17 protein-coding genes are annotated in these 18,718 nt (G+C 72.9%); 7 read left to right on the top strand and 10 right to left on the bottom strand.

Annotated elements, in window-relative coordinates:
• Window positions 1-40: 40 nt before the first annotated feature.
• Both BR98_RS14630 and BR98_RS14625 read left to right on the top strand, forming a co-directional pair.
• Complete coding sequence (locus BR98_RS14630) at window positions 41-940, top strand: NAD-dependent epimerase/dehydratase family protein (protein WP_035845004.1); 900 nt, start codon at window positions 41-43, stop codon at window positions 938-940.
• Between the two features lie 68 nt (window positions 941-1,008).
• Window positions 1,009-1,506, top strand: a complete 498-nt coding sequence (locus BR98_RS14625; protein WP_035845002.1) for a peptidylprolyl isomerase — start codon at window positions 1,009-1,011, stop codon at window positions 1,504-1,506.
• A 60-nt stretch (window positions 1,507-1,566) separates the two neighbouring features.
• Here BR98_RS14625 and BR98_RS14620 read toward each other — a convergent pair whose 3' ends face one another.
• The 6 genes from BR98_RS14620 to BR98_RS14595 all read right to left on the bottom strand — a co-directional run bounded on the left by BR98_RS14620 (window position 1,567) and on the right by BR98_RS14595 (window position 9,461).
• Window positions 1,567-2,592, bottom strand: coding sequence for a 6-phosphofructokinase (locus tag BR98_RS14620; protein ID WP_035845000.1), 1,026 nt, complete (start codon window positions 2,590-2,592; stop codon window positions 1,567-1,569).
• Between the two features lie 294 nt (window positions 2,593-2,886).
• Window positions 2,887-3,615, bottom strand: coding sequence for a type 1 glutamine amidotransferase (locus tag BR98_RS14615; protein ID WP_035844998.1), 729 nt, complete (start codon window positions 3,613-3,615; stop codon window positions 2,887-2,889).
• 224 nt (window positions 3,616-3,839) lie between these two features.
• Complete coding sequence (locus BR98_RS14610; RefSeq protein ID WP_051969772.1) at window positions 3,840-5,111, bottom strand: MurT ligase domain-containing protein; 1,272 nt, start codon at window positions 5,109-5,111, stop codon at window positions 3,840-3,842.
• Window positions 5,112-5,354: 243 nt separating this feature from the next.
• Window positions 5,355-6,767 carry a GNAT family N-acetyltransferase gene (locus BR98_RS14605; protein ID WP_083976579.1) on the bottom strand — a complete coding sequence of 471 codons (1,413 nt, stop codon included), beginning with the start codon at window positions 6,765-6,767 and terminating at the stop codon, window positions 5,355-5,357.
• A 93-nt stretch (window positions 6,768-6,860) separates the two neighbouring features.
• Window positions 6,861-8,300 (bottom strand): pyridoxal phosphate-dependent decarboxylase family protein, encoded by a 1,440-nt coding sequence (locus BR98_RS14600; RefSeq protein ID WP_051969771.1) that lies wholly within the window; start codon window positions 8,298-8,300, stop codon window positions 6,861-6,863.
• A 33-nt stretch (window positions 8,301-8,333) separates the two neighbouring features.
• Complete coding sequence (locus BR98_RS14595; RefSeq protein WP_035844995.1) at window positions 8,334-9,461, bottom strand: hypothetical protein; 1,128 nt, start codon at window positions 9,459-9,461, stop codon at window positions 8,334-8,336.
• A 156-nt stretch (window positions 9,462-9,617) separates the two neighbouring features.
• Here BR98_RS14595 and BR98_RS14590 point away from each other — a divergent pair, with 156 nt between their 5' ends.
• Window positions 9,618-10,160, top strand: coding sequence for a GNAT family N-acetyltransferase (locus tag BR98_RS14590; protein ID WP_035844994.1), 543 nt, complete (start codon window positions 9,618-9,620; stop codon window positions 10,158-10,160).
• Between the two features lie 27 nt (window positions 10,161-10,187).
• Here the strand turns inward: BR98_RS14590 and BR98_RS14585 are convergent, their stop codons facing one another.
• Complete coding sequence (locus tag BR98_RS14585) at window positions 10,188-11,072, bottom strand: alkaline phosphatase family protein (RefSeq protein WP_035844993.1); 885 nt, start codon at window positions 11,070-11,072, stop codon at window positions 10,188-10,190.
• Between the two features lie 232 nt (window positions 11,073-11,304).
• On the opposite strand from BR98_RS14585, the gene BR98_RS14580 reads away from it, so the two are divergent.
• A complete protein-coding gene (locus BR98_RS14580) occupies window positions 11,305-12,432 on the top strand; it encodes a hypothetical protein (RefSeq protein ID WP_157537779.1) in 1,128 nt (375 codons plus the stop codon).
• Window positions 12,433-12,451: 19 nt separating this feature from the next.
• On the opposite strand, the gene BR98_RS14575 is transcribed toward BR98_RS14580, so the two are convergent.
• From BR98_RS14575 to BR98_RS39365, 3 genes are all read right to left on the bottom strand, one after another.
• Entirely contained in the window at window positions 12,452-12,847 is a 396-nt protein-coding gene (locus tag BR98_RS14575; RefSeq protein ID WP_051969769.1) for an RDD family protein, read from the bottom strand.
• A 109-nt stretch (window positions 12,848-12,956) separates the two neighbouring features.
• A complete protein-coding gene (locus BR98_RS14570; RefSeq protein ID WP_051969768.1) occupies window positions 12,957-16,409 on the bottom strand; it encodes an AfsR/SARP family transcriptional regulator in 3,453 nt (1,150 codons plus the stop codon).
• Window positions 16,410-16,501: 92 nt separating this feature from the next.
• Window positions 16,502-16,642 carry a hypothetical protein gene (locus BR98_RS39365; RefSeq protein WP_157537778.1) on the bottom strand — a complete coding sequence of 47 codons (141 nt, stop codon included), beginning with the start codon at window positions 16,640-16,642 and terminating at the stop codon, window positions 16,502-16,504.
• 123 nt (window positions 16,643-16,765) lie between these two features.
• Here BR98_RS39365 and BR98_RS14565 point away from each other — a divergent pair, with 123 nt between their 5' ends.
• From BR98_RS14565 to BR98_RS14555, 3 genes are all read left to right on the top strand, one after another.
• Window positions 16,766-16,945, top strand: coding sequence for a hypothetical protein (locus BR98_RS14565; RefSeq protein WP_035844991.1), 180 nt, complete (start codon window positions 16,766-16,768; stop codon window positions 16,943-16,945).
• A 316-nt stretch (window positions 16,946-17,261) separates the two neighbouring features.
• The gene (locus BR98_RS14560; RefSeq protein ID WP_083976577.1) at window positions 17,262-17,804 is read left to right on the top strand and encodes a DUF4383 domain-containing protein; all 543 of its coding nucleotides are present in this window, start codon (window positions 17,262-17,264) and stop codon (window positions 17,802-17,804) included.
• Window positions 17,805-17,866: 62 nt separating this feature from the next.
• Entirely contained in the window at window positions 17,867-18,715 is an 849-nt protein-coding gene (locus tag BR98_RS14555) for an S-methyl-5'-thioadenosine phosphorylase (RefSeq protein ID WP_407639450.1), read from the top strand.
• The last annotated feature ends 3 nt before the right edge of the window (window positions 18,716-18,718 follow it).

Here is an 18,718-nt window from a genome sequence, read left to right as displayed (position 1 = left end):
GTAACACTTGGGGTTGACGAAACCCACGGGAGAGGGCGCCATGCGAGAGGTCTGTGTGATCGGCGGCAACCGGTACTTCGGGCGGCGGCTGGTGCTGCTGCTGCGCGATGCGGGGGCGCACGTCACCGTGCTGAACCGGGGGTCGGCGGCGCCGCCGCCAGGCGTCGAGCACCTGGTGGCGGACCGCGAGGACGGAGCGGCCCTGACGGCCGCGCTCGGCGACCGCAGCTTCGACGTGGTCGTCGACCAGGTCTGCTACACCCCGCAGGCCGCACAGACCGCCCTGCGGGCCTTCCACGGCCGGGTGGGCCGCTACCTGATGACCTCCACCATCGAGGTGTACGACACCGAGGAGGCCCGCCTCGCGAGCACGGGCGCACCGCTCACCGAGGCGGCCGTCGACCCGGCGCGCTGGCCGGTCGCGCCGCTCGGGTCGCTCGGGTCGCTCGGTTCGGTCAGTGAGCTCTCCTACGGCGAAGGCAAGCGGCAGGCGGAGGCGGTGTTCGCGCAGCGCGCACCGTTCCCGTTCGCCGCCGTCCGCTGCGGGCACGTGCTGGGCGCCGAGGACTTCACCGGGCGGCTGCAGCACTACACCGAGCGGATCGACGCGGGCCGCCCGGTCCTGGTGCATCCGGCGAACCTGCCCTCCTCGTACACCAACGAGGTCGAGATGGCCGACTTCCTGTTCTGGGCAGCGGGCGCGGACTTCACCGGCGCCGTCAACGCCTCCTCGCACGGCGAGCTGACCGCCACCGACATCTGCGACCTGCTGGCCGCCGGCCGCCCGTACCGCACCGCGGCACCGGCGGACGGCGAGTCGGCCTCGCCGTTCTCCTTCGGCCACTACTACGGCATGGACAACTCCCGCGCCGAGCGGCTCGGCTTCGCCTTCTCGCACACCCGGGACTGGCTGCCGGACCTGCTCGCCGCGAACCGATAAGGTGACCAGGTCGGCGTTATGACCCCCCATTGTCGAGTTTCCGGTCCGGATCGTGGCAGGCTACGCGCATGGCTTCCAACGTTTACTTCGACATCAGCATCGACGACGTCCCCAGCGGTCGGATCGTCTTCAAGCTCTACGACGACGTCGTTCCCAAGACGGCGCAGAACTTCCGCGAGCTGGCCACCGGCGAGCACGGCTTCGGCTACGCGGGCTCGCCGTTCCACCGGGTGATCCCGGAGTTCATGCTCCAGGGCGGTGACTTCACCCGCGGCGACGGCACCGGCGGCAAGAGCATCTACGGCGAGAAGTTCGCCGACGAGAACTTCACGCTCAAGCACGACCGGCCGTACCTGCTCTCGATGGCGAACGCCGGCAAGAACACCAACGGCTCGCAGTTCTTCATCACCACGGTCGTCACCTCCTGGCTGGACGGCAAGCACGTGGTCTTCGGCGAGGTCGTCGAGGGCAAGGAGGTCGTGGACGCGGTCGAGAAGCTGGGCAGCCGCTCGGGCTCGACCAAGGCGAAGATCAAGGTCGCCGCCTCCGGGATCGTCCCGGAGTAGTCCGCACGAACGAATGCCCCGCCGGGTAACCGGCGGGGCATCGGTATGTCCGACGGACGGTCAGATGACCGTCTCGGCCTCGACGTAGCGCTCGGCCGGCACGGTCTTCAGGTCCGCCACCGCCTCGGCCAGCGGCACCAGGTTGATCTGGGTGCCGTGCAGCGCGGTGATGTGCCCGAAGGCGCCCTTGTGCGCGGCCTCCACGGCGTGCCAGCCGAACCGGGTGGCCAGCACCCGGTCGTAGGCGGTGGGGGTGCCGCCGCGCTGGGTGTGGCCGAGGATGACCGGGCGGGCCTCCTTGCCGAGCCGGTGCTCCAGCTCGCCGGAGAGCTGGGTGGCGATGCCGGTGAACCGCTCGTGGCCGTAGATGTCCCGGGTGCCCTCTTCCCAGTGCATGGTGCCGGGCTCGGGCTTGGCGCCCTCGGCGCAGACCACGATGGCGAACTTCTTGCCCCGGTCGAAGCGCTCGCGGACCACCTCGGTCAGCTTGTCGATGTGGAACGGGCGCTCCGGCACCACGATCGCGTGCGCACCGGCGGCCATGCCCGCGTTGAGCGCGATCCAGCCGGTGTGCCGGCCCATCACCTCGACCACCATCACCCGCTGGTGCGACTCGGCGGTGGTCTTCAGCCGGTCCAGCGCGTCGGTGGCCACCGAGACCGCGGTGTCGAAGCCGAAGGTGACGTCGGTGCAGGCGATGTCGTTGTCGATGGTCTTCGGCACGCCCACCACCGGCATGCCGCCGTCGCTCATCAGCTTGGCAGCCTTGAGGGTGCCCTCGCCGCCGATCGGGATGACCACGTCGATCCCGAGGTCCTCGCAGTACTTCTTGGCCCGCTCGACACCATCACGCAGATGGCTGGGCTGGACCCGGGAGGAGCCCAGGATGGTGCCGCCCTGGGCCAGAATGCCGCTGACCGAGTCCAGCGTCAGCGGGCGGTGGACACCTTCGAGCAGTCCGCGCCAACCGTCCTGGAAGCCGATGATCTCGTCGCCGTGGTCGACCACCCCCCGGTGGACCACGGAGCGGATCACGGCGTTCAGGCCGGGGCAGTCGCCGCCGCTGGTCAGCACACCAATACGCATCGTTCTTTGCAACTCCCGAGGAGAACCGGACGGCCGGAACACCACCTTGGAAGGGCGGGACCAGGATCGGACATTCCATTCCGAAGCTGATCATAGCGGCCCCCACCTCCGGCCGGGCGGGAGCAGGCGCGGGGCGGCGTCGTCGGCGCGCCCGCGCAATGGTGCTGCCGGTTGCCGAGGAGGGTTGCATCCGACGGTGCCTATTGTCGTACTTTCACGACGGGGGCGTTCCCGCCGCCGGATGTTGGACACCCGGCGGCCGGACAATGTTCAATCAGCGGGGCCGAGGCCCGGTCAGGCAGGCTGACGGGTGGCGGCGATCCGCTCCGCGCGGAGCGCGTCGTACCAGGTGGTGTCGGCCGGCGGGAGCGCGTTGACGTCCAGCGCCAGCTTGATCAGCAGGTCGGCGACGGCCGGGTTGCGGGCCATCACCGGGCCGTGCAGGTAGGTGCCGAAGACGGTGTCCCGCCAAGCGCCCTCGGTGCCGCTGCCGTCACCGTTGCCGCCACCCGCGGTGACCTGCGCCAGCGGGGCCACACCCTGGCCGAGGTGGGTGACGCCCTGGTGGTTCTCGAAGCCGCTCAGGGTCGGCAGGCCGAGGCGCTGGTCCGGCTCGGCCAGCACGTCGCCGACATTGCGGGCGCCCTCGCCGCGGGTGGACCAGACGTCCAGCAGGCCCAGACCCGGCTCGCGCTGGCCCAGGTCGTTGATGAACTCGTGACCGAGGATCTGGTAGCCGGCGCAGACCGAGAAGACGATCGCGCCGTTGTCCACCGCCCGCGGCAGCCCGGAGTCCTGGCGCAGCCGCTCGGCGGCCAGCCGCTGCGGACGGTCCTCGCCACCGCCGATCAGGTAGATGTCACCGCTGGTCGGCACCGGCTGGTCGGACCGGACGTCGATCCGCTGCACGTTCAGCCCGCGCTGGCGGGCCCGGCGCTCGACGACCAGGGCGTTGCCGCGGTCGCCGTAGGTGCTGAGCAGGTCCGGGTAGATCCAGACCAGCCGCAGGCTGCTGTCGCTCATCCGAGATGACCTTCCGTATTGCTGCTGCGGTTCGGGCTGCTGCTGGGCCTGCGGGGCAGGCTGCTGCTGCGGGTAGCCCTGCGGCGGGTACCCGGGCTGCTGCTGCGGATAGCCGGCCTGCTGCTGCGGGTGTCCCGGCTGCTGCGGGTACCCGGGCTGCTGCTCCGGATAGCCCGACGGCGGACCGTACCCCGGCGGCGGGGGACCGTACCCAGGAGGAGTCGTCATCCGCCCGCCACCACCTTGCGCAGCTGCTGGAACGCCGTGTAGTTGGCGATCGCCTCGATCCGGCCGGGCGGCGCCATCCGGACCGCCTCCTCCAGCGACTCCACCACGTGGAACTGCAGCCCGGCGACCTCCAGCCGGACCGCGAGGTCCAGCCGTCGCTGGCCCATCACGAACACCGGGTGCCCGTGCAGCCGCTCGTAGTCCACGTCCCACAGCCAGGAGGTGTCGGTGCCGTCCGCGTCCAGCGCGTTCACCGAGAGGATCACCGGCGCCGGCGGCCCGTCGATCAGCGAGAAGGTCTCCAGCCAGCCGGCCGGGTTCTTGGCCAGCAGCAGGCGCACGTCACGGCCCTGGTAGTTGACCACGTCGTAGCGGCCCGCCACGGCGGCAACCGACTGCATCCGCTCCAGCGCGACCTGCGGCGGCACGCCGAAGACCGCGGCCACGGCGGCCGAGCTGGTGGCGTTGGCCAGGTTGGCCCGGCCCGGCAGCTGCAGCTGGATCGGCCAGGCGGCGCCGTTCGGGTCGATCACATGGCCGCCCTGCAGCGCCCAGTGCGGCTGCGGCCGGCGGAACCCGCACTCCTGGCAGAACCAGTCGTCGCCGGGCCGCTGCATCACGCCACCGCAGGACGGGCAGGACCAGGCGTCCTCCTTCCAGGCCTGCCCGGCGGCCACCCAGACCACCCGCTTGCAGGAGGAGGCGGCCCAGGTCACCAGCGGGTCGTCCGCGTTGGCGATGATCACGGCCTCGGTGTGCTGCAGGCCCTCGCGCCAGCGCTCGGCCAGCATCCGGGTCTCGGCGGCCCGGTCCAGCTGGTCGCGGGAGAGGTTCAGCAGCGCTATGGCCTTGGGGCTGGTGTCCCGGGCCACGCCGGCCAGGTACTTCTCGTCCACCTCGATCACGCCGTAGCGGGCGTCCGAGCCGCCGGCCAGCGCGGCCGTGATGCCGGCCGGCATGTTGGCGCCGAGCGCGTTGGAGACGACCGGGCCGGCGGCGCGCAGCGCCTCCGCGATCAGCCGGGTGGTGGTGGTCTTGCCGTTGGTGGCCGAGACCAGGACCACGTCCAGGTGCTCGGCGAGCCGGGCGAGCAGGTCGGGGTCGAGCTTGAGGGCGACCTTGCCGCCGATCACCGAGCCGCTGCCGCGGCCGACCGACCGGGACGCGGCGGCGGCCATCCGCCCCGCGGTGACGGCGAGCTTGGAGCGGGCGGGCAGTGAGGAGTCGCGCGCGCCGGTGGCCGCGGCCTCCGATCCGGTGCCTGGCATGCTCAGGAGTTCCTCCTCTAGCTGACGACCCCCCGGCTGACCTTCGGCCGTCGGGCGGCAGGGACGGGGCCAGCCTAACCGCTCCCCGCCGCCGGACCGAGCCACGGCCCCCATTGTCCGTGCTCAGCGCCCTGACGGAGCCCTGGCTGAACCTCTGACGGAGCCTCTGACGAAGGCTCTGACCGCGAGCGCGCGAGTGGCCGCCCCCGGGTCGGGGGCGGCCACCCACGGTGGGTCAGGTGATCAGGACCAGCCCGGGACGGTGGGCCACGGGCTCGGCAACTGCTCGGCGGCGCCCGCCAGGTGGGCGGTGATCACCAGGGTGGCGTTCTCCACCTGGTAGTCCAGCGGGATCGACAACCGCTGCATCGCGCCGATCAGCGCGGTGTTCCCGGCCTGGGTGACGGCGTAGACGGTGGCCACCCCCGCCTCGGCGGCCAGCGCGGCCATCCGGCGCAGCAGGTCCAGGCCGAGGCCGCGGCGCTGCCAGCCGTCCTCGACCAGCACGGCCAGCTCCGCGCTGTCGTCGTCCCACATCAGATGGGCCAGTGCGACCAGCTCACCGTCCACCGTCTCGACGGCCAGCGTCTGCCCGTGCCGCGGGTCCAGCAGGTGGTCCAGGTAGCGGTCGGCGTCGGCCACCGGGCCGTGGTAGCGCTTGCGCAGCGTGGCGGCGGAGCAGCGGTGGTGCATCGCCAGGGCGGCCGCCTTGTCGCCCGGGTCGGCCCGACGGACCGTCAGGTCGGTGCCGGCCGGCAGGCTCAGTTGGTCCGCCACCTTGGGCACCCGGGGACCGAGCACCGCGTCCAGCTCGACCAGCGCCTTGGCGCGGGCGAACTCGGTCGGGGTGAACGGCAGGTACGGGCGGGAGAGCTCCAGCAGGTCGCCGGAGGGGGCGGGCAGCCGCATCAGGGTGCCCTCCAGGCTCGGCGTGGCCGCGGTGGCCTGCTTGGTCGGGAACGACCGGATGGTCACCTGGCCGAACAGCTGGCGCAGCGCGACCGGCAGCTCGGCGGCGTCCAGCGCGGTCCTGGTGGCCAGGGCCAGCACGTGGGTCGGCACGTCCACCAGGTCGTGCGCGTCCGCCGGGTCGGTCCAGATCTCCTGGCCGCCGGCCCGCGCCACCGCGTCGGTGAGCAGTGCGCGGGGCAGCGAGCGTGGCGCCCGGAGCAGGAACTCGTCCACCGTGGCGTCCGGCAGCGGGTGGGTCTGCAGCGAGATGATGCTGACCCGCAGGGTGGCCAGCGCCGCGCAGACGGTGGCCAGGCTGCCCGGCGCGTCCGAGACGGTGGCGCGCAGCCGCCACAGCCTGGTCTCCTCCGGCAGCCGGTCCTCGCCCGGTTCGGCGCCCGGATCGGTGCCCGGGTCCGGTTGCGGGCCCGGCGGTCCGTGCGGATGGCGATGGGCCCACCAGGCGTGGAACACCGCTGTGGCGAACAGTGCCAGCGCCGAGGCGGCGAGCAGCACCGGGCCGTCGTGGCCGTGCACCACCACGTTGGCGACCAGGTCGGCGGTGGCCACGGCGAGGAAGACGGCGGCCAGCTCCACGGTGGAGTGGCGCCAGCGGTCGCTTCTGGTCAGCCGCCGCTCGGCCCGGGAGGGGCCGTTCGCGGCGGTGGGCCGGGTGGTCTGGGCAGTGTTCGGCGATTGAGTCATGCCACCACCATGACGCGCTGGTGTTTCACGATCACGAATCTGTTATGACCGCCCGGTAAATGTCTCCGGCTGATGCATTCACGCTGGTTGTGGCTACTGTCGGGTAGTCAGTTCGGTTGCCGCGGCCCGGACTTCGGCCAGCAGCACGGCCAAGTCGGCCTCGGTGGTGGCGGCGTTCAGCAGGCAGGCCCGGAGGGCCTCGCGGCCGGCCAGCACGGTGCCCGTAACAAAAACCTGGCCGCGTCGCTGGACGGCGAGCGGCAGCGCCTGGTTCAGCGCGTTGAGCGCGGCCTCGTCCAGTCCGGCCGGGCGGGCCCGGAAGGCGGTGATCGAGGTCTCCACCGGCGCCAACAGCTCCAGCTCGGGATCGGCTGCGACCAGCTCGCCGAGCCGGCGGGCCAGCCGGGTGCAGTGCGCGATGTCGGCCGCGATGCCGTCCCGGCCGCGGTGCGCGATGGTGGCCCAGACCTTGAGCGAGCGGAACGGGCGGGTCTGCTCGGTGCCGTACTCGGAGAACCAGCCGAGCCCGCCCGCCTCCTCGTCGCGCAGATAGGACGGCACCAGGCTGAAGGTGCCGCGCAGCTGCTCGGCGTCGCGGACCAGCGCGCAGCCGCAGTCCACCGGCACGCCGAGCCACTTGTGCGGGTCCAGCGCGATCGAGTCGGCCCGGTCCAGCCCCGCGTAGCGGTGCGCGATCTCGGGGTCCAGCACGCCGAAGGCGCCGTACGCCCCGTCGATGTGCAGCCACAGCTGCTCGGCCTCGCACAGGTCGGCGATCGGCTCGAAGCGGTCCACCACGCCGGTGTTCACGGTGCCGGCCGAGGCCACCACCAGGAACGGCAGCCGGCCGGCCGCGCGGTCCTCGGCGATCGCGGCGCGCAGCGCGACCGGGTCCATCCGGCCCTCGGCGTCGGCCGGTACGGTCCGCAGCTGCCGGCTGCCCAGGCCCAGCAGCTCGGCGGCCTTGCGCACGCAGGAGTGGGTCTCACCGGTGACGTAGCCGACCAGCGGCGGCAGCCCGTACAGGCCGTCCTCGCGGACGTCCCAGCCGGCCCGGGCGGCGGCCCGGCCGCGGGCGGCGGCCAGGCAGACGATGGTGGCCATCGAGGTGCCGGAGGTCAGCAGCCCGCCGCCGGGGGGATGCGGGAAGCCGACCAGCTCGGCGATCCAGCGCACCACCGCCCGCTCCAGGTGGACGTCCGCGTGGTCGCCGCCGGCCGAGCTGGGGTTCATCGCCGAGGCCGCCAGGGTGGCCAGCACACCCGCCGGTGCGGGGGCGGAGTTCACCCAGCCGAAGAACCGCGGATGCCCGTTGCCCATCGGCGCGGGCAGCACGTCGGTGGCGATCACCCCGAGCAGCTCGTCCAGGCTCCGTCCCTCGGCCGGCAGCGGGGCGTTCAGCAGCGCCTGCCGGGCGGCCGGGTCCATCGGTTGCCAGACCGGCCCCGCGGGCACCGCCGCGAGGTAGTCGGCGACCAGGTCGGCGGTGGTGTGGGCGGAGCTGCGGAAGCTCTGATCGGAGGTGGCGGACATGGTGGTGATCCTACGAGGTCGATCCGCTCGGTCTCAGTCCAGGGAGCCCGAGAGGTGGGCCGAGGCCTTGCAGTACCGGGCGATCTCCTGGTTGGTCAGCTTGGCGCAGAGCCGGCCCGCCGCCCCCGGGTCGGTGTAGTTGACGGTGTAGTAGCTGACGATCCCGTCCGTGCAGGCCTTCTTCTGCCAGGTGTCGGAGGCCGTCGCGCACTGCTGTCCCACCCAGTCCTCGCGGTCCAGGTTGTACTTCATCAGCCGCGAGCCGACTCCCCGGCTGCAGTCGTTCGCCCCACCGCTGGCCTGCGCGTTCAGGCACCACTTGAGCGCCTGGGCGTAGATCTCCGGGTGGTTGGGGTAGTCGTGCGAGGAGAGGTAGAAGGTCGGTGCGTAGAAGAAGCAGGCCGACTGGAAGAGGGCCGGCTGCTCCGGGCACGGATAGAGCGGCTCGGCGGCCAGCTTGTCCGCCGGGACCAGCGCCTTGGCCTTCTCGTCCTCCTCGTCCGGGCCGAAGAGCTGCATGAACAGGCCCTCGGAGCAGGTGACGATCCGGTTCTGCGAGCCGAACTTGCTGCACAGGTCGCGTGCCTTGGCCACGTCCTGGTTGGCGACGAACATGGTGCCGTGGCCCACCCCGTGCACGCACGGGCCGGTCATCTGCGGCTGACAGAGCTTCAGCAGGTCGCTGGCCGGGTCGGCGGAGGCGATCAGCATCTCCTCCACCGCGCCGTGCAGGTAGCCCGCCGCACAGGTGTCGTGCGGGTAGGACAGCACCTTCTGGAAGTCGTGGTTGTACCGCTTGACCGCCGCATGACCGATCTCGTGCGCGATCGGGTGGCAGAACCGGACGGTGTACGGCTTCGCCTTGGTGATCCGGTCCAGATCGGCCAGCGCGACGCCGGGATCGGTGGCGTCCATCTCGGCCATCAGCTTGTTCCGCAGCGTGCTGCGGGTCCAGACCGCCGGGTCGCCGGTGGGCGAGGCCGAGGCGGCGGCCGCGGCCGAGGTCGAGGCCGACGGGCCGGCGGCCGCGGAGCCGGTCGGCACCGCCGACTGGGCGGCCACCGGTGCGGTCGGCGGCACCCACTGGGTGACGGCGAGAGCGCCGAGGCCGAGCGCCCCGAGCAGGACGGCGGTCACGATCGCGAAGACGCGCGGATGCATGGCTGGTCAGATCCCCCGGTGATCATGGTGGACGGGCACCCCCACATCCTCGCCCGTCGGTCACCCAATCCTGACATCAGGTGAGCCATCCGGGGGTGGCGGGGTCTGTGGCACCATGCCAGGACGCCCTGTTGCCGAGCCGCCCGGGAGCCCCGCATGGCCACCGCCACCCCTGACCTGGTCTTTCGCCCCGCCACCGAGGGCGATGTGCCCGCCCTGGTCGAGCTGGTGGAGTCGGCCTACCGGGGCGAGGCCAGCCGCACCGGCTGGACCACCGAGGCGGACCTGCTGGACGGGCAGCGCACCGACCACGAGTCGGTGGCCGAGACGCTGGCCCGCCCCGACACGCTGATCCTGCTCGCCGAGCGGGCCGCCACCGGCGAGCTGCTCGCCTGCTGCACGGTGGAGCGGCGCGGCGCCGGGGCCTACTTCGGCATGTTCTCGGTGCGGCCCACCCAGCAGGGCGGCGGGGTCGGCCGCGCGGTCCTGGCCGAGGCCGAGCGCCACGTCCGCGAGGAGTGGGGCGCGGCCTCGCTGGAGATGACGGTGATCGTCCAGCGGGCCGACCTGATCGCCTGGTACGAGCGCCGCGGCTTCCGCCGCACCGGTGAGCTCTCGCCGTTCCCGTACGGGGACGAGCGGTTCGGCCTGCCCAAGCGCCCCGACCTGGCCTTCGAGACCCTGGTCAAGGCCCTCTAGGCGAACAGCCCTTGGACCGACAAGGCCCTAGGCGACCAGCACCCCGGCGGGGGTGAACGGGCGGCCGTCCAGCGTCCAGTGCGGGTCCGGGACGATCTCCAGCGCCGCGTAGACATGCGCGGCGACATCCACATGACGGACCGTCAGCACCGGCGCGCCCGGCTCCAGACCGGGCCCGCAGGCGGCCACCCAGGCGGTGCGCTCCACGGTGCTGCGCCCGCCGTGCCCGCCCTGGTCGACATGGCCGTGGTCGGTGACCACGATGACGGTCCACTCCTCCTCGGCGTAGCCCGGGCGCGACCGCACCGCCGCCAGCAGCCGCCCGAGCCGGGCGTCGGCCGTCTCGATCGAACGGCGGTACTGCTCGCCGCAGCCCAGGAAGTGCGCGGTCTCGTCCACCGCGCCGAGGTAGACGAAGGTCGCCTGCGGGTCGTCGTCGCCGGTCAGCACGGTGACCGCCTCGGCGGTGGCCCGCTCGTCGCAGACCTCCCAGGCCCCGGGGGTGTCCTCGAGCGGCGCTATGTAGGAGAGCCGGCCCGGCGCGGCGAAGAGCGGACCGCCCCGGCGGGCCAGGAAGAGCGGCTCCCAGCCGCCCACCGCGAAGGTGCGGCGGCGGTGCGTCTCGGCCAGGCGGGTGGTGAAGTCCGGGAACACGTCCAGCCGGTTGCCGCCGAAGTGGTTGCCGTAGACGCCGTGCTTGGCCACGGTCACGCCGGTCACGATGGTCGCCCAGCACGGTCCCGACATGGTCGGCGTGGCCTCGTCCACCTCCACCGGCGCCAGGAACCCGGCGGCTGCGACCTGGTCCAACGCGGGCGTCGCCAGCTCCGCCAGCAGATCGAGGCGCACCCCGTCGACGCCGACCACCAGGACACGACGCGGGCCGGCGGGCCAGAGGCTGGACGAGGACACAGGTACTCCGATCGTTCGGGTGGACGGGCTCCGACCGGCACCCTAACCGCCGCCAGGACAGGCCACTACTGCTTGGTGACCGGCCGGGCAGTGCGGGCTTACCCGGCGACACCGAGTGTTTGCCCAGCCGGTGGCGAATGTTCGCTGACGGGTCGGTCCAGGTTCCGGTCGGGGCGCGCCCGGGGCGGCAGCATGCTGTACACGAACCGCCACCGAAGGTGATAGTCGAGGCATGACGCAGAGCGCATCAGGAACATCCGGGCTGCCCGGCAACGACAGTGGGCCGCAGAAGCGGCGCCTGTGGAAGAAGCGCCAGGACAGTACGTGCGAAGTCGGCGAGTGGGAGCTGCGGGAGGCGATGCTCGCCACCATCAGCGAGCTGGAGGCCAAGCTCCGGGGCATCCCGAATGCGAAGCCAGAACTGCGCAAGGACATCGAGGCGGAGCTGCAGAGAGCCCGTGAGAAGGTCGACCGCCGTCAGCGCCCGAAGCGCCTGGCCAGCTCCCGGCTGACCGTGGCCCTGGTCCACGTCAATGCGGCGCGCGCGATGATGCTGCGGCTGGTCGCGGTCGAGGAGGTCACGCCGCTGCTGCCGGGCCTGATCGGGCTCATCAGGGAGCATCTCGACAAGCGCGATCCCCGGCGGGTCGCGGTCGAGAACATCTGGAAGACAGGGAAGACGCCGACCTGCGCGGACGTCGAGCTGATCGCCGACGCCGTGGGCACGGCCCGGCTGGAGGCGCTGCGCGAGCAGCTGCGGGTGGGCAGCTTCGTGCGGATCGTCAGGTTCGTGGCCGCCGGGCTGGGGTTCGCGGCCGTCGGCATCGCCGTCATCGGGCTCTTCTGGCCGCAGTTCGTGCCGCTCTGCTTCGCGCCGCAGACGCCCACCGGGCACTCGGGCACCGGCTTCACCATCGTCTGCCCGGTGGGCAGCAATGCCGCGCCCACCACCACGGACGTCGACCACGCGATGGCGGCCACCGCGTCCCGTGCGGACTACCTGTCGGTCGAGATCGTCGGGCTGGTGGCCGCCGGCATCGCGGCCGCCACCGCGCTGCGGCGGATCAACGGGACCTCCACCCCGTACCCGGTGCCGGTCTCGCTCGCCTGGCTCAAGCTCCCCACCGGCGCCCTGACCGCCGTCCTCGGACTGGTCCTGATGCGCGGCGGCTTCGTGCCGGGGCTCAGCGCGCTGGACTCCTCCGCGCAGATCATCGCCTGGGCGGTGATCTTCGGGTACTCGCAGCAGCTGTTCACCAAGTTCGTCGACAAGCAGGGCCAGGCGGTGCTCGACTCGGTGCGCGGCCCGGCCACCGCCGCGTCGGCCACCACCGCGTCGGACGACGCGGCGACCGCCTAGCCGCCCGCCACGCGGTGCGTCAGGGGGAGTCCAGCACCGCCGTCGACGCCGCCTTGTCCGCGAAGGTCTGGCGCCGGCGGTCCCACAGCGGCCAGAACCAGCCCAGGAAGCAGGGCAGCGAGTCCAGGATGTGCGCCACATCGCGCAGGAAGGCGCGCAGCGGGCCGACCGGGGTGTCGGGGGCGTCCAGCAGGACCAGGTGGAGGCCCATCAGGTGCTTGCCCCAGCTCTGCCCGGTCCGGCCGGCCAGGTACCAGCGGTTGTAGCCGAACAGCAGCAGCGACAGGAAGCCGAGGCCGACCTGCAGCGCGATGTTCTCGGGGGCCACCACGCCGGCGACGATGTTGGGCGCCGCACAGGCCATCAAGTCGATCAGGAAGGACACCACTCGCACCGACCAGTGGGCGTAGCTCACCGCGACTCTCCTCAGGGCTGACCTGCGCACCAGCCTGCCAGTCGACCAGGTCGCCGCAACCGCTGCTGGGCCGCCCGGCTGACGGTCCGTCAGAGCCTCTGACGCCCCGTCAGCAGCCGGCTGCGGCGCCCGCCGCCGCGTGCGCCAGCAGCTCCCGGATCCGCCCTGCCTCCGGTACCCCGAGCAGCTGGGCCAGGGTCAGCGCCTCGCGCAGCTGGGCCGCGCCCTCGGGGAGCCGGCCGGCCCGCAGCTCTGCCTCGGCCAGGCCGGTCCTGGCCCGGACCTGCTCCAACGGTGAGCCGACCGCGAGCGCCGCCTCGAGCGCGGCGGCGAACTCCGCGCGGGCCCGCTCGAAGGGGCCGGTGGCGGCCAGCAGACGGCCCAGGATGTTGCGGGCCTCGGCCTCGCCCACCACGTCCGCCCGCTCCCGGCAGAGCACCAGCGCCGCCCGCAGATGCTGCTCGGCGGCGGCGTGGTCGCCCAGCGCGAGCAGCACATCGCCCAGGTAGGCGAGCACCCGGGACTCGCCGAGTTGGTCGTTCTGCTCGCGGTAGAGCGCCAGCGCGGCCCGCAGGTTCTCGGCCGCCTCCGCGTCCCGCCCGGTGGCGTGCCGCAGCACGCCCAGGTAGGCGACGGTGTTCATCCGTCCCCGGGCCTCGTCCAGCTCGTGGTACATCTCGCTGGCCCGCAGCAGGTCCTGCTCGGCCGCCTGGTACTGGCCGGTGACCAGCCGCACCGCGCCGACCGCCATCAGCGCGTTGGCCTGGCCGATCCGGTTGCCCAGGCCCTGGTAGAGCGACAGGGCCTGCCGGTGCGTCGCCTCGGCCTGCGGGTAGCGGCCGGTCAGCTGCTGCAGCGAGCCGAGGCTGGCCAGGGCGTACGCCTCGCCGGGGCGGTCGCCGCGGTCCCGGCAGAGCTCCAGCGCCTGCTGCAGGCTCGCCTCGGCCGCCGTCGGGTCGCCGGTCAGCTGTTGGATCAGGCTCAGCTCGCTGAGCACGGCGGTCTGCCCGGTGGCGTTGCCCAGCTCCCGGAAGAGGGTCAGCGCCAGGGTGGCGTGCTCGGTCGCCTCGGCGTACTCGCCGGTGATCCGGCCGAGGATGCCGAGCTGGCTGAGCGCCTGCGCCTCGCCGGGCAGGTCGCCCGCCTGCCGGGCCAGCGCGAGGGCCTGCCCGAAGTACTCGCGGGCCCGCAGGTTGTCCCCGAAGGTGCGTTCCATCGCGCCGAGCTGCACCAGCGCGGCCGCCTGCCCGGTCCGGTTGTCCAGCTCGCGGAAGAGGTCCAGCGCCTGGCGCAGGTGCCGACGCCCCACCTCGTGCCCGCCGGTGAGGCGCTGGAAGGTGCCCAGGTGGGTCAGCGCCTCCGCCTCGCCGAGCCGGTCCCCGGTCCGCCGGGCCGTTTCCAGCGCGATCAGGTGCAGCTCGCGGGCCTGGCCCCAGTGGCCGTGGGTGCGCAGCAGGTCGTGCAGGGCGGCCGGCAGTCGCACCGCGTGCTCGGGGTGCCCGTGCGCGGCGGCGTACTCGACGGCCGCCTGCAGGTTGCCGCGCTCGGCCCGCAGCCAGGCACTGGTTTCCCGCTCGCTGGCCGACTCGGAGCCGGCGGAGCGCTGGGCGGGGACGGCGCTGCGGCGGCCGGCCAAGTGCCGGCCGGCCTCCACCACGGTGGCCAGGTAGGCGTCCAGCAGCCGGGCCACGGCCGCGTGCCGCACCTGCGGGTCGTCCTCGCCGCCGAGCACCCGGGCGTGCTCGCGGATCAGGTCGTGCATCCGGTAGCGGCCGCGCACCGGCTCGTCCACCAGATGGTGGTCCTCCAGCTCCTCCAGCAGCCGGCGCGCGGTGGGCAGGTCGGTGTCGTCCAGCGCGGCGGCCGCCCGGGCGTCGAAGTGGTCGCCCGGGTAGAGGCCCAGCCGGCGGAAGAGCCGGCGCTGGGCGGGCGTCAGGTCCCGGTAGGAGAGGTCGAAGGCCGCCGCCACCGAGACGTCCTCGGCGCTCAGCGCGGCCAACCGGCCGGTGGCCGCGGCCAGGTCCGGCACCAGGTCGGCGACCGACCAGGCGCGCCGGTGCCGCAGCCGGGCGGCGGTCAGGTGGATGGCCAGCGGCAGGTAGCCGCAGAGCCGGACCAGCTCCACCACCGCCGGATGATCGGGCGTCAGATCGGCCCGGCCCGCGGTCGCCGTGAACAGCTCGGCGGCCTCGTGCGGCGGCAGGACGCCCAGCGTCATCGGCACCGCGTCGCCCAGCGCCGGCAGCCGGCGCCGACTGGTCACCAGCACCAGGCTGCCCGGGGTGCCGGGCAGCAGCGGGCGGACCTGCTCACTGCCGCTGGCGTCGTCGAGCAGCAGCAGCATCCGTCGGCCGGCCAGCCGGCTGCGCCACAGGTTGGCCCGGGCGTCCAGGTCGCGCGGGATCTGCTGCGGTGCGACGCCGACCGTCAGCAGCAGCGCGGCCAGCGCGTCGGCCGGCTCCACGGCGGGGGTGCCGGGGGTGTGGGCGTGCAGCGGCAGGAAGATCTGGCCGTCGGGGAAGTCCTGGGCGAGCTTGTGCGCGGCGTGCACGGCCAGCGCGCTCTTGCCGACCCCCGGCATCCCGTCCACCGCGTGGATGCCGACCACCGCGCCGTCGGCGCCGCCCGCCCGGCAGGCGGCCAGCAGGTGCTCCAGCTCCTCGCAGCGCCCGGTGAAGCCGGCCACGTCCCGGGGCAGCCCGGCCCCGGCCGGCACCGCGAGGTCCGGCTCGGCCGGTGCCGCGGCCTCGGCGTGCTGCTCGGCCCGCAGCACCTCCTGGTGCGCGGCGCGCACGCTCGGCCCCGGCTCGATGCCGAGCTCCTCGATCAGCGTGCGGCGCAGCCGCTGGTAGGCGGCCAGCGCCTCGGCCCGCTGGTCGGTGCGGTGCAGCGCCAGCATCAGCTGCCGGTGGAAGGACTCGCGCAGCGGGTACTCGCTGGTCAGCCGGCTCAGCTCGGGGATCAGCCCCTGCGGCCGGCCCAGCTCGAGTTCGGCGTCGAACTGCCACTCCAGGGCCTGCAGCCGCAGCTCCTGCAGCCGCTGCAGGTACGGCGAGGCCTCCTCGGCCAGGGTCGGCAGGTCGGTCAGCGGGGTGCCCCGCCACAGCCGCAGCGCGGCGCCGGCCAGCGTGCTGACGTCCTGCCAGTCGGCCGCCCGACGGGCCGCCCGGGCCGCCTCGAGCCGCTCGGTGAACAGCTCGCTGTCCAGCTCCTGCGGGCCGACCTGGAGCAGGTAGCCCGGCTGGACGGTGCGCAGTCGGGCCGGGCCGCCGGGGCCGAGCAGCCGGCGCAGCTGGACCACGTGGTTGTTGAGCGAGGTCGGTGCGGTGGCCGGCGGGTGCTCGCCCCACAGCGCCGCGGTGAGCCGGTCCCGGGAGACCACCCGGTTGGGTTCCAGCAGCAGCATGGCCAGCAGTGCCCGGCACTTCGGGGAGCTGACCGGCAGCGCCGTGCCCGTCTCGTCCTGGACCGTCAGGGGCCCGAGCAAGCCGAACCGCAGCGCTTCGCCGTGCTGCGCCGAGGGGCTCGGGAAGGCCGTTCGGGGCCCTTGTTGATGGTCCATTATCCGGATGTTACCCGGCCGTGAGCGGCCTGCTGCAGACTCGTCACGACCGAGCCCGGCTGGGTCGGTGCCGAACAGGGGAGGGCACCGACTCAGCCGGTCCGAGTCGGCTTCACCCGGTTCACGAGGGAGGTAACACCCATGACCACCCAGTCGTCCAGTAAGCGGCGCGACACCGCCTGGATCTGAAGGTCCACCAGTCCGGTCCCGATCATCCCGACCAGCACGATCACCCCGGCACCCACTCGGCAACACGCCGACGCTTGGCCGACGGTCCCGAGTGGGACGCCGCTGGTCGGGTAAGTGTTGGAAACAGCAGGGGCTGCTGTGGCCCCGGAGCCGTGAGGGGTGAGGTCATGACCGACAACGCCACTGAATTCGCTGTCGACTCGCTGGACCCGGAGGACTTGGAGTCCGGCGCCGACGAGCTGCTCCCTCCGCGCGCCGAGCTCCCGCTGGACGCCGCCGCCGATGTGGCCGACGCCTTCGAGCAGACCCGGCAAGTCCCGGTCGACGACGACGAGTACCCGCGCTGACCTGCGCAGACGCAGGCCGGCGCGGGCACTGTTGTAGACGTCGCCGGTAGATCTCGCCGGTAGACCGCGCCGCTGCAGCCGAGCGAGGCGAGCAGCCGCCGTCCTGCTCCACCGTCATCGTCAGGGGGCCATGTCGTTCCGTATGCGGATCGTGACGCTACGCACGCGGTGGCGCGGCAGGCCATGGGCATGACGGAAAGGGCCGAAGATCGCCCGGCGCCCGGGCACTTCCGCTGGAGCGCCACTGCGACCGGCCGGGCGTAGCGTGGATCGAGAGTGCAGATCGGGCACTCCCGTTCCTCCAGTGGAGGTCGTCATGAGACTGCAGGACGAACTTCCGGTCGACCACCGGCTGGCCCAGGTCTACCGGTACGGCGCGGGCCTGGCCGGTCTGTTGCTGCTGATCTGGGGCTGCTTCGGCCTGGCCGGCGACCCCGGCTACCTGTCCACCAACGGCAAGAACATCGCCGGCATGTCCAGCAACGGCGCGCTCAGCGTGCTGTCGGTGGTCTTCGGCGGAATTCTGATGATCGGCGCCGTGATCGGCGGCAACTTCGCCTCCTGGCTCAACATGGCCGTCGGCCTGATCTTCTTCGTGGCGGGCTTCGTGGGCCTCGTCGCGCTCGACAGCAGCTGGAACCACCTGGCCTTCCGGATGGCCAACGTGATCTTCAGCTTCGTCTTCGGTCTGGTGATCGCCACCTTCGGCATGTACGGCAGAGTCAGCGGCCATCTGCCGCACGACAATCCGTACTGGCGCGAACGGCACAGCGGCGAGCGCGCGAAGGAGGAGGAGATCGCGGGACGCTGGCACGTGCCGGCCTTCAAGACCGTGCTGCGCCCGACCGTCCGTCACTAGCGCCGGACAGACCCCGGGCAGGTGATCGGGGACGGCAGCCGGTATGTGCATCATGAGGCATGATGCATACCCACGTTGAGCAGCGGGCCGAGATCGGAGTGATCGGGGGCTCCGGTCTCTACGCCTTGCTGGACGAGGTCACCGAGATCACCGTCGGCACCCCCTACGGCGCGCCCAGCGACTCGCTCTTCCTCGGCGAGATCGCCGGCCGCAAGGTCGCCTTCCTGCCCCGGCACGGGCGCGGCCACAAGCTCCCGCCGCACCGGATCAACTACCGCGCCAACCTCTGGGCGATGCACGCGCTCGGGGTCCGCCAGGTGGTCGCCCCCTGCGCGGTCGGCGGACTGCGCGCCGAGTACGGGCCCGGCACCCTGCTGATCCCCGACCAGTTCGTCGACCGCACCTCGGGCCGGGCGCAGACCTACTACGACGGCCTGCCGCTGCCCGACGGCAGCATCCCCGAGGTGGTCCACGTCTCCGCCGCCGACCCCTACTGCCCGCCCGGACGGGCCGCCGCACTGGCCGCCGCCCGCGCCCAGGACTGGGAGCCGGTGGACGGCGGCACGCTGGTGGTGATCGAGGGCCCGCGCTTCTCCACCCGGGCCGAGTCCCGCTGGTACAGCGGCAACGGCTGGTCGGTGGTCGGCATGACGGGCCATCCGGAGGCCGTGCTCGCTCGCGAACTGGGCCTGTGCTACACCTCGCTGGCGCTGGTGACCGACCTCGACGCGGGGGTGGAGACCGGGGAGGGGGTCACCCACGCCGAGGTGCTGGAGGTCTTCGCGCGCAACGTGGACCGGCTGCGCGGCGTGCTGTTCAAGACCGTCGAGTCGCTCCCGGCCGACCGCGACTGCGTCTGCTCGCACGCCCTGGACGGGATGCCGACCGGGCTCCCCGGAGTGCCCGGGTAGCCC

Source organism: Kitasatospora azatica KCTC 9699 (assembly GCF_000744785.1).
Classification (GTDB): Bacteria; Actinomycetota; Actinomycetes; order Streptomycetales; family Streptomycetaceae; genus Kitasatospora; species Kitasatospora azatica.
Note: the sequence above shows the minus strand (reverse complement) of the source record. Positions and strands in the feature narration are given on the sequence as shown.

What these genes read in the sequence shown, in the direction of transcription:
- BR98_RS14630 (WP_035845004.1), top strand. Translation starts at nt 41, where the DNA reads ATGCGAGAGGTCTGTGTGATCGGCGGCAACCGGTACTTCGGGCGGCGG.
- BR98_RS14625 (WP_035845002.1), top strand. Translation starts at nt 1,009, where the DNA reads ATGGCTTCCAACGTTTACTTCGACATCAGCATCGACGACGTCCCCAGC.
- BR98_RS14620 (WP_035845000.1), bottom strand. Translation starts at nt 2,592, where the DNA reads ATGCGTATTGGTGTGCTGACCAGCGGCGGCGACTGCCCCGGCCTGAAC.
- BR98_RS14615 (WP_035844998.1), bottom strand. Translation starts at nt 3,615, where the DNA reads ATGAGCGACAGCAGCCTGCGGCTGGTCTGGATCTACCCGGACCTGCTC.
- BR98_RS14610 (WP_051969772.1), bottom strand. Translation starts at nt 5,111, where the DNA reads ATGCCAGGCACCGGATCGGAGGCCGCGGCCACCGGCGCGCGCGACTCC.
- BR98_RS14605 (WP_083976579.1), bottom strand. Translation starts at nt 6,767, where the DNA reads ATGACTCAATCGCCGAACACTGCCCAGACCACCCGGCCCACCGCCGCG.
- BR98_RS14600 (WP_051969771.1), bottom strand. Translation starts at nt 8,300, where the DNA reads ATGTCCGCCACCTCCGATCAGAGCTTCCGCAGCTCCGCCCACACCACC.
- BR98_RS14595 (WP_035844995.1), bottom strand. Translation starts at nt 9,461, where the DNA reads ATGCATCCGCGCGTCTTCGCGATCGTGACCGCCGTCCTGCTCGGGGCG.
- BR98_RS14590 (WP_035844994.1), top strand. Translation starts at nt 9,618, where the DNA reads ATGGCCACCGCCACCCCTGACCTGGTCTTTCGCCCCGCCACCGAGGGC.
- BR98_RS14580 (WP_157537779.1), top strand. Translation starts at nt 11,305, where the DNA reads ATGACGCAGAGCGCATCAGGAACATCCGGGCTGCCCGGCAACGACAGT.
- BR98_RS14570 (WP_051969768.1), bottom strand. Translation starts at nt 16,409, where the DNA reads ATGGACCATCAACAAGGGCCCCGAACGGCCTTCCCGAGCCCCTCGGCG.
- BR98_RS14565 (WP_035844991.1), top strand. Translation starts at nt 16,766, where the DNA reads ATGACCGACAACGCCACTGAATTCGCTGTCGACTCGCTGGACCCGGAG.
- BR98_RS14560 (WP_083976577.1), top strand. Translation starts at nt 17,262, where the DNA reads ATGAGACTGCAGGACGAACTTCCGGTCGACCACCGGCTGGCCCAGGTC.
- BR98_RS14555 (WP_407639450.1), top strand. Translation starts at nt 17,867, where the DNA reads ATGCATACCCACGTTGAGCAGCGGGCCGAGATCGGAGTGATCGGGGGC.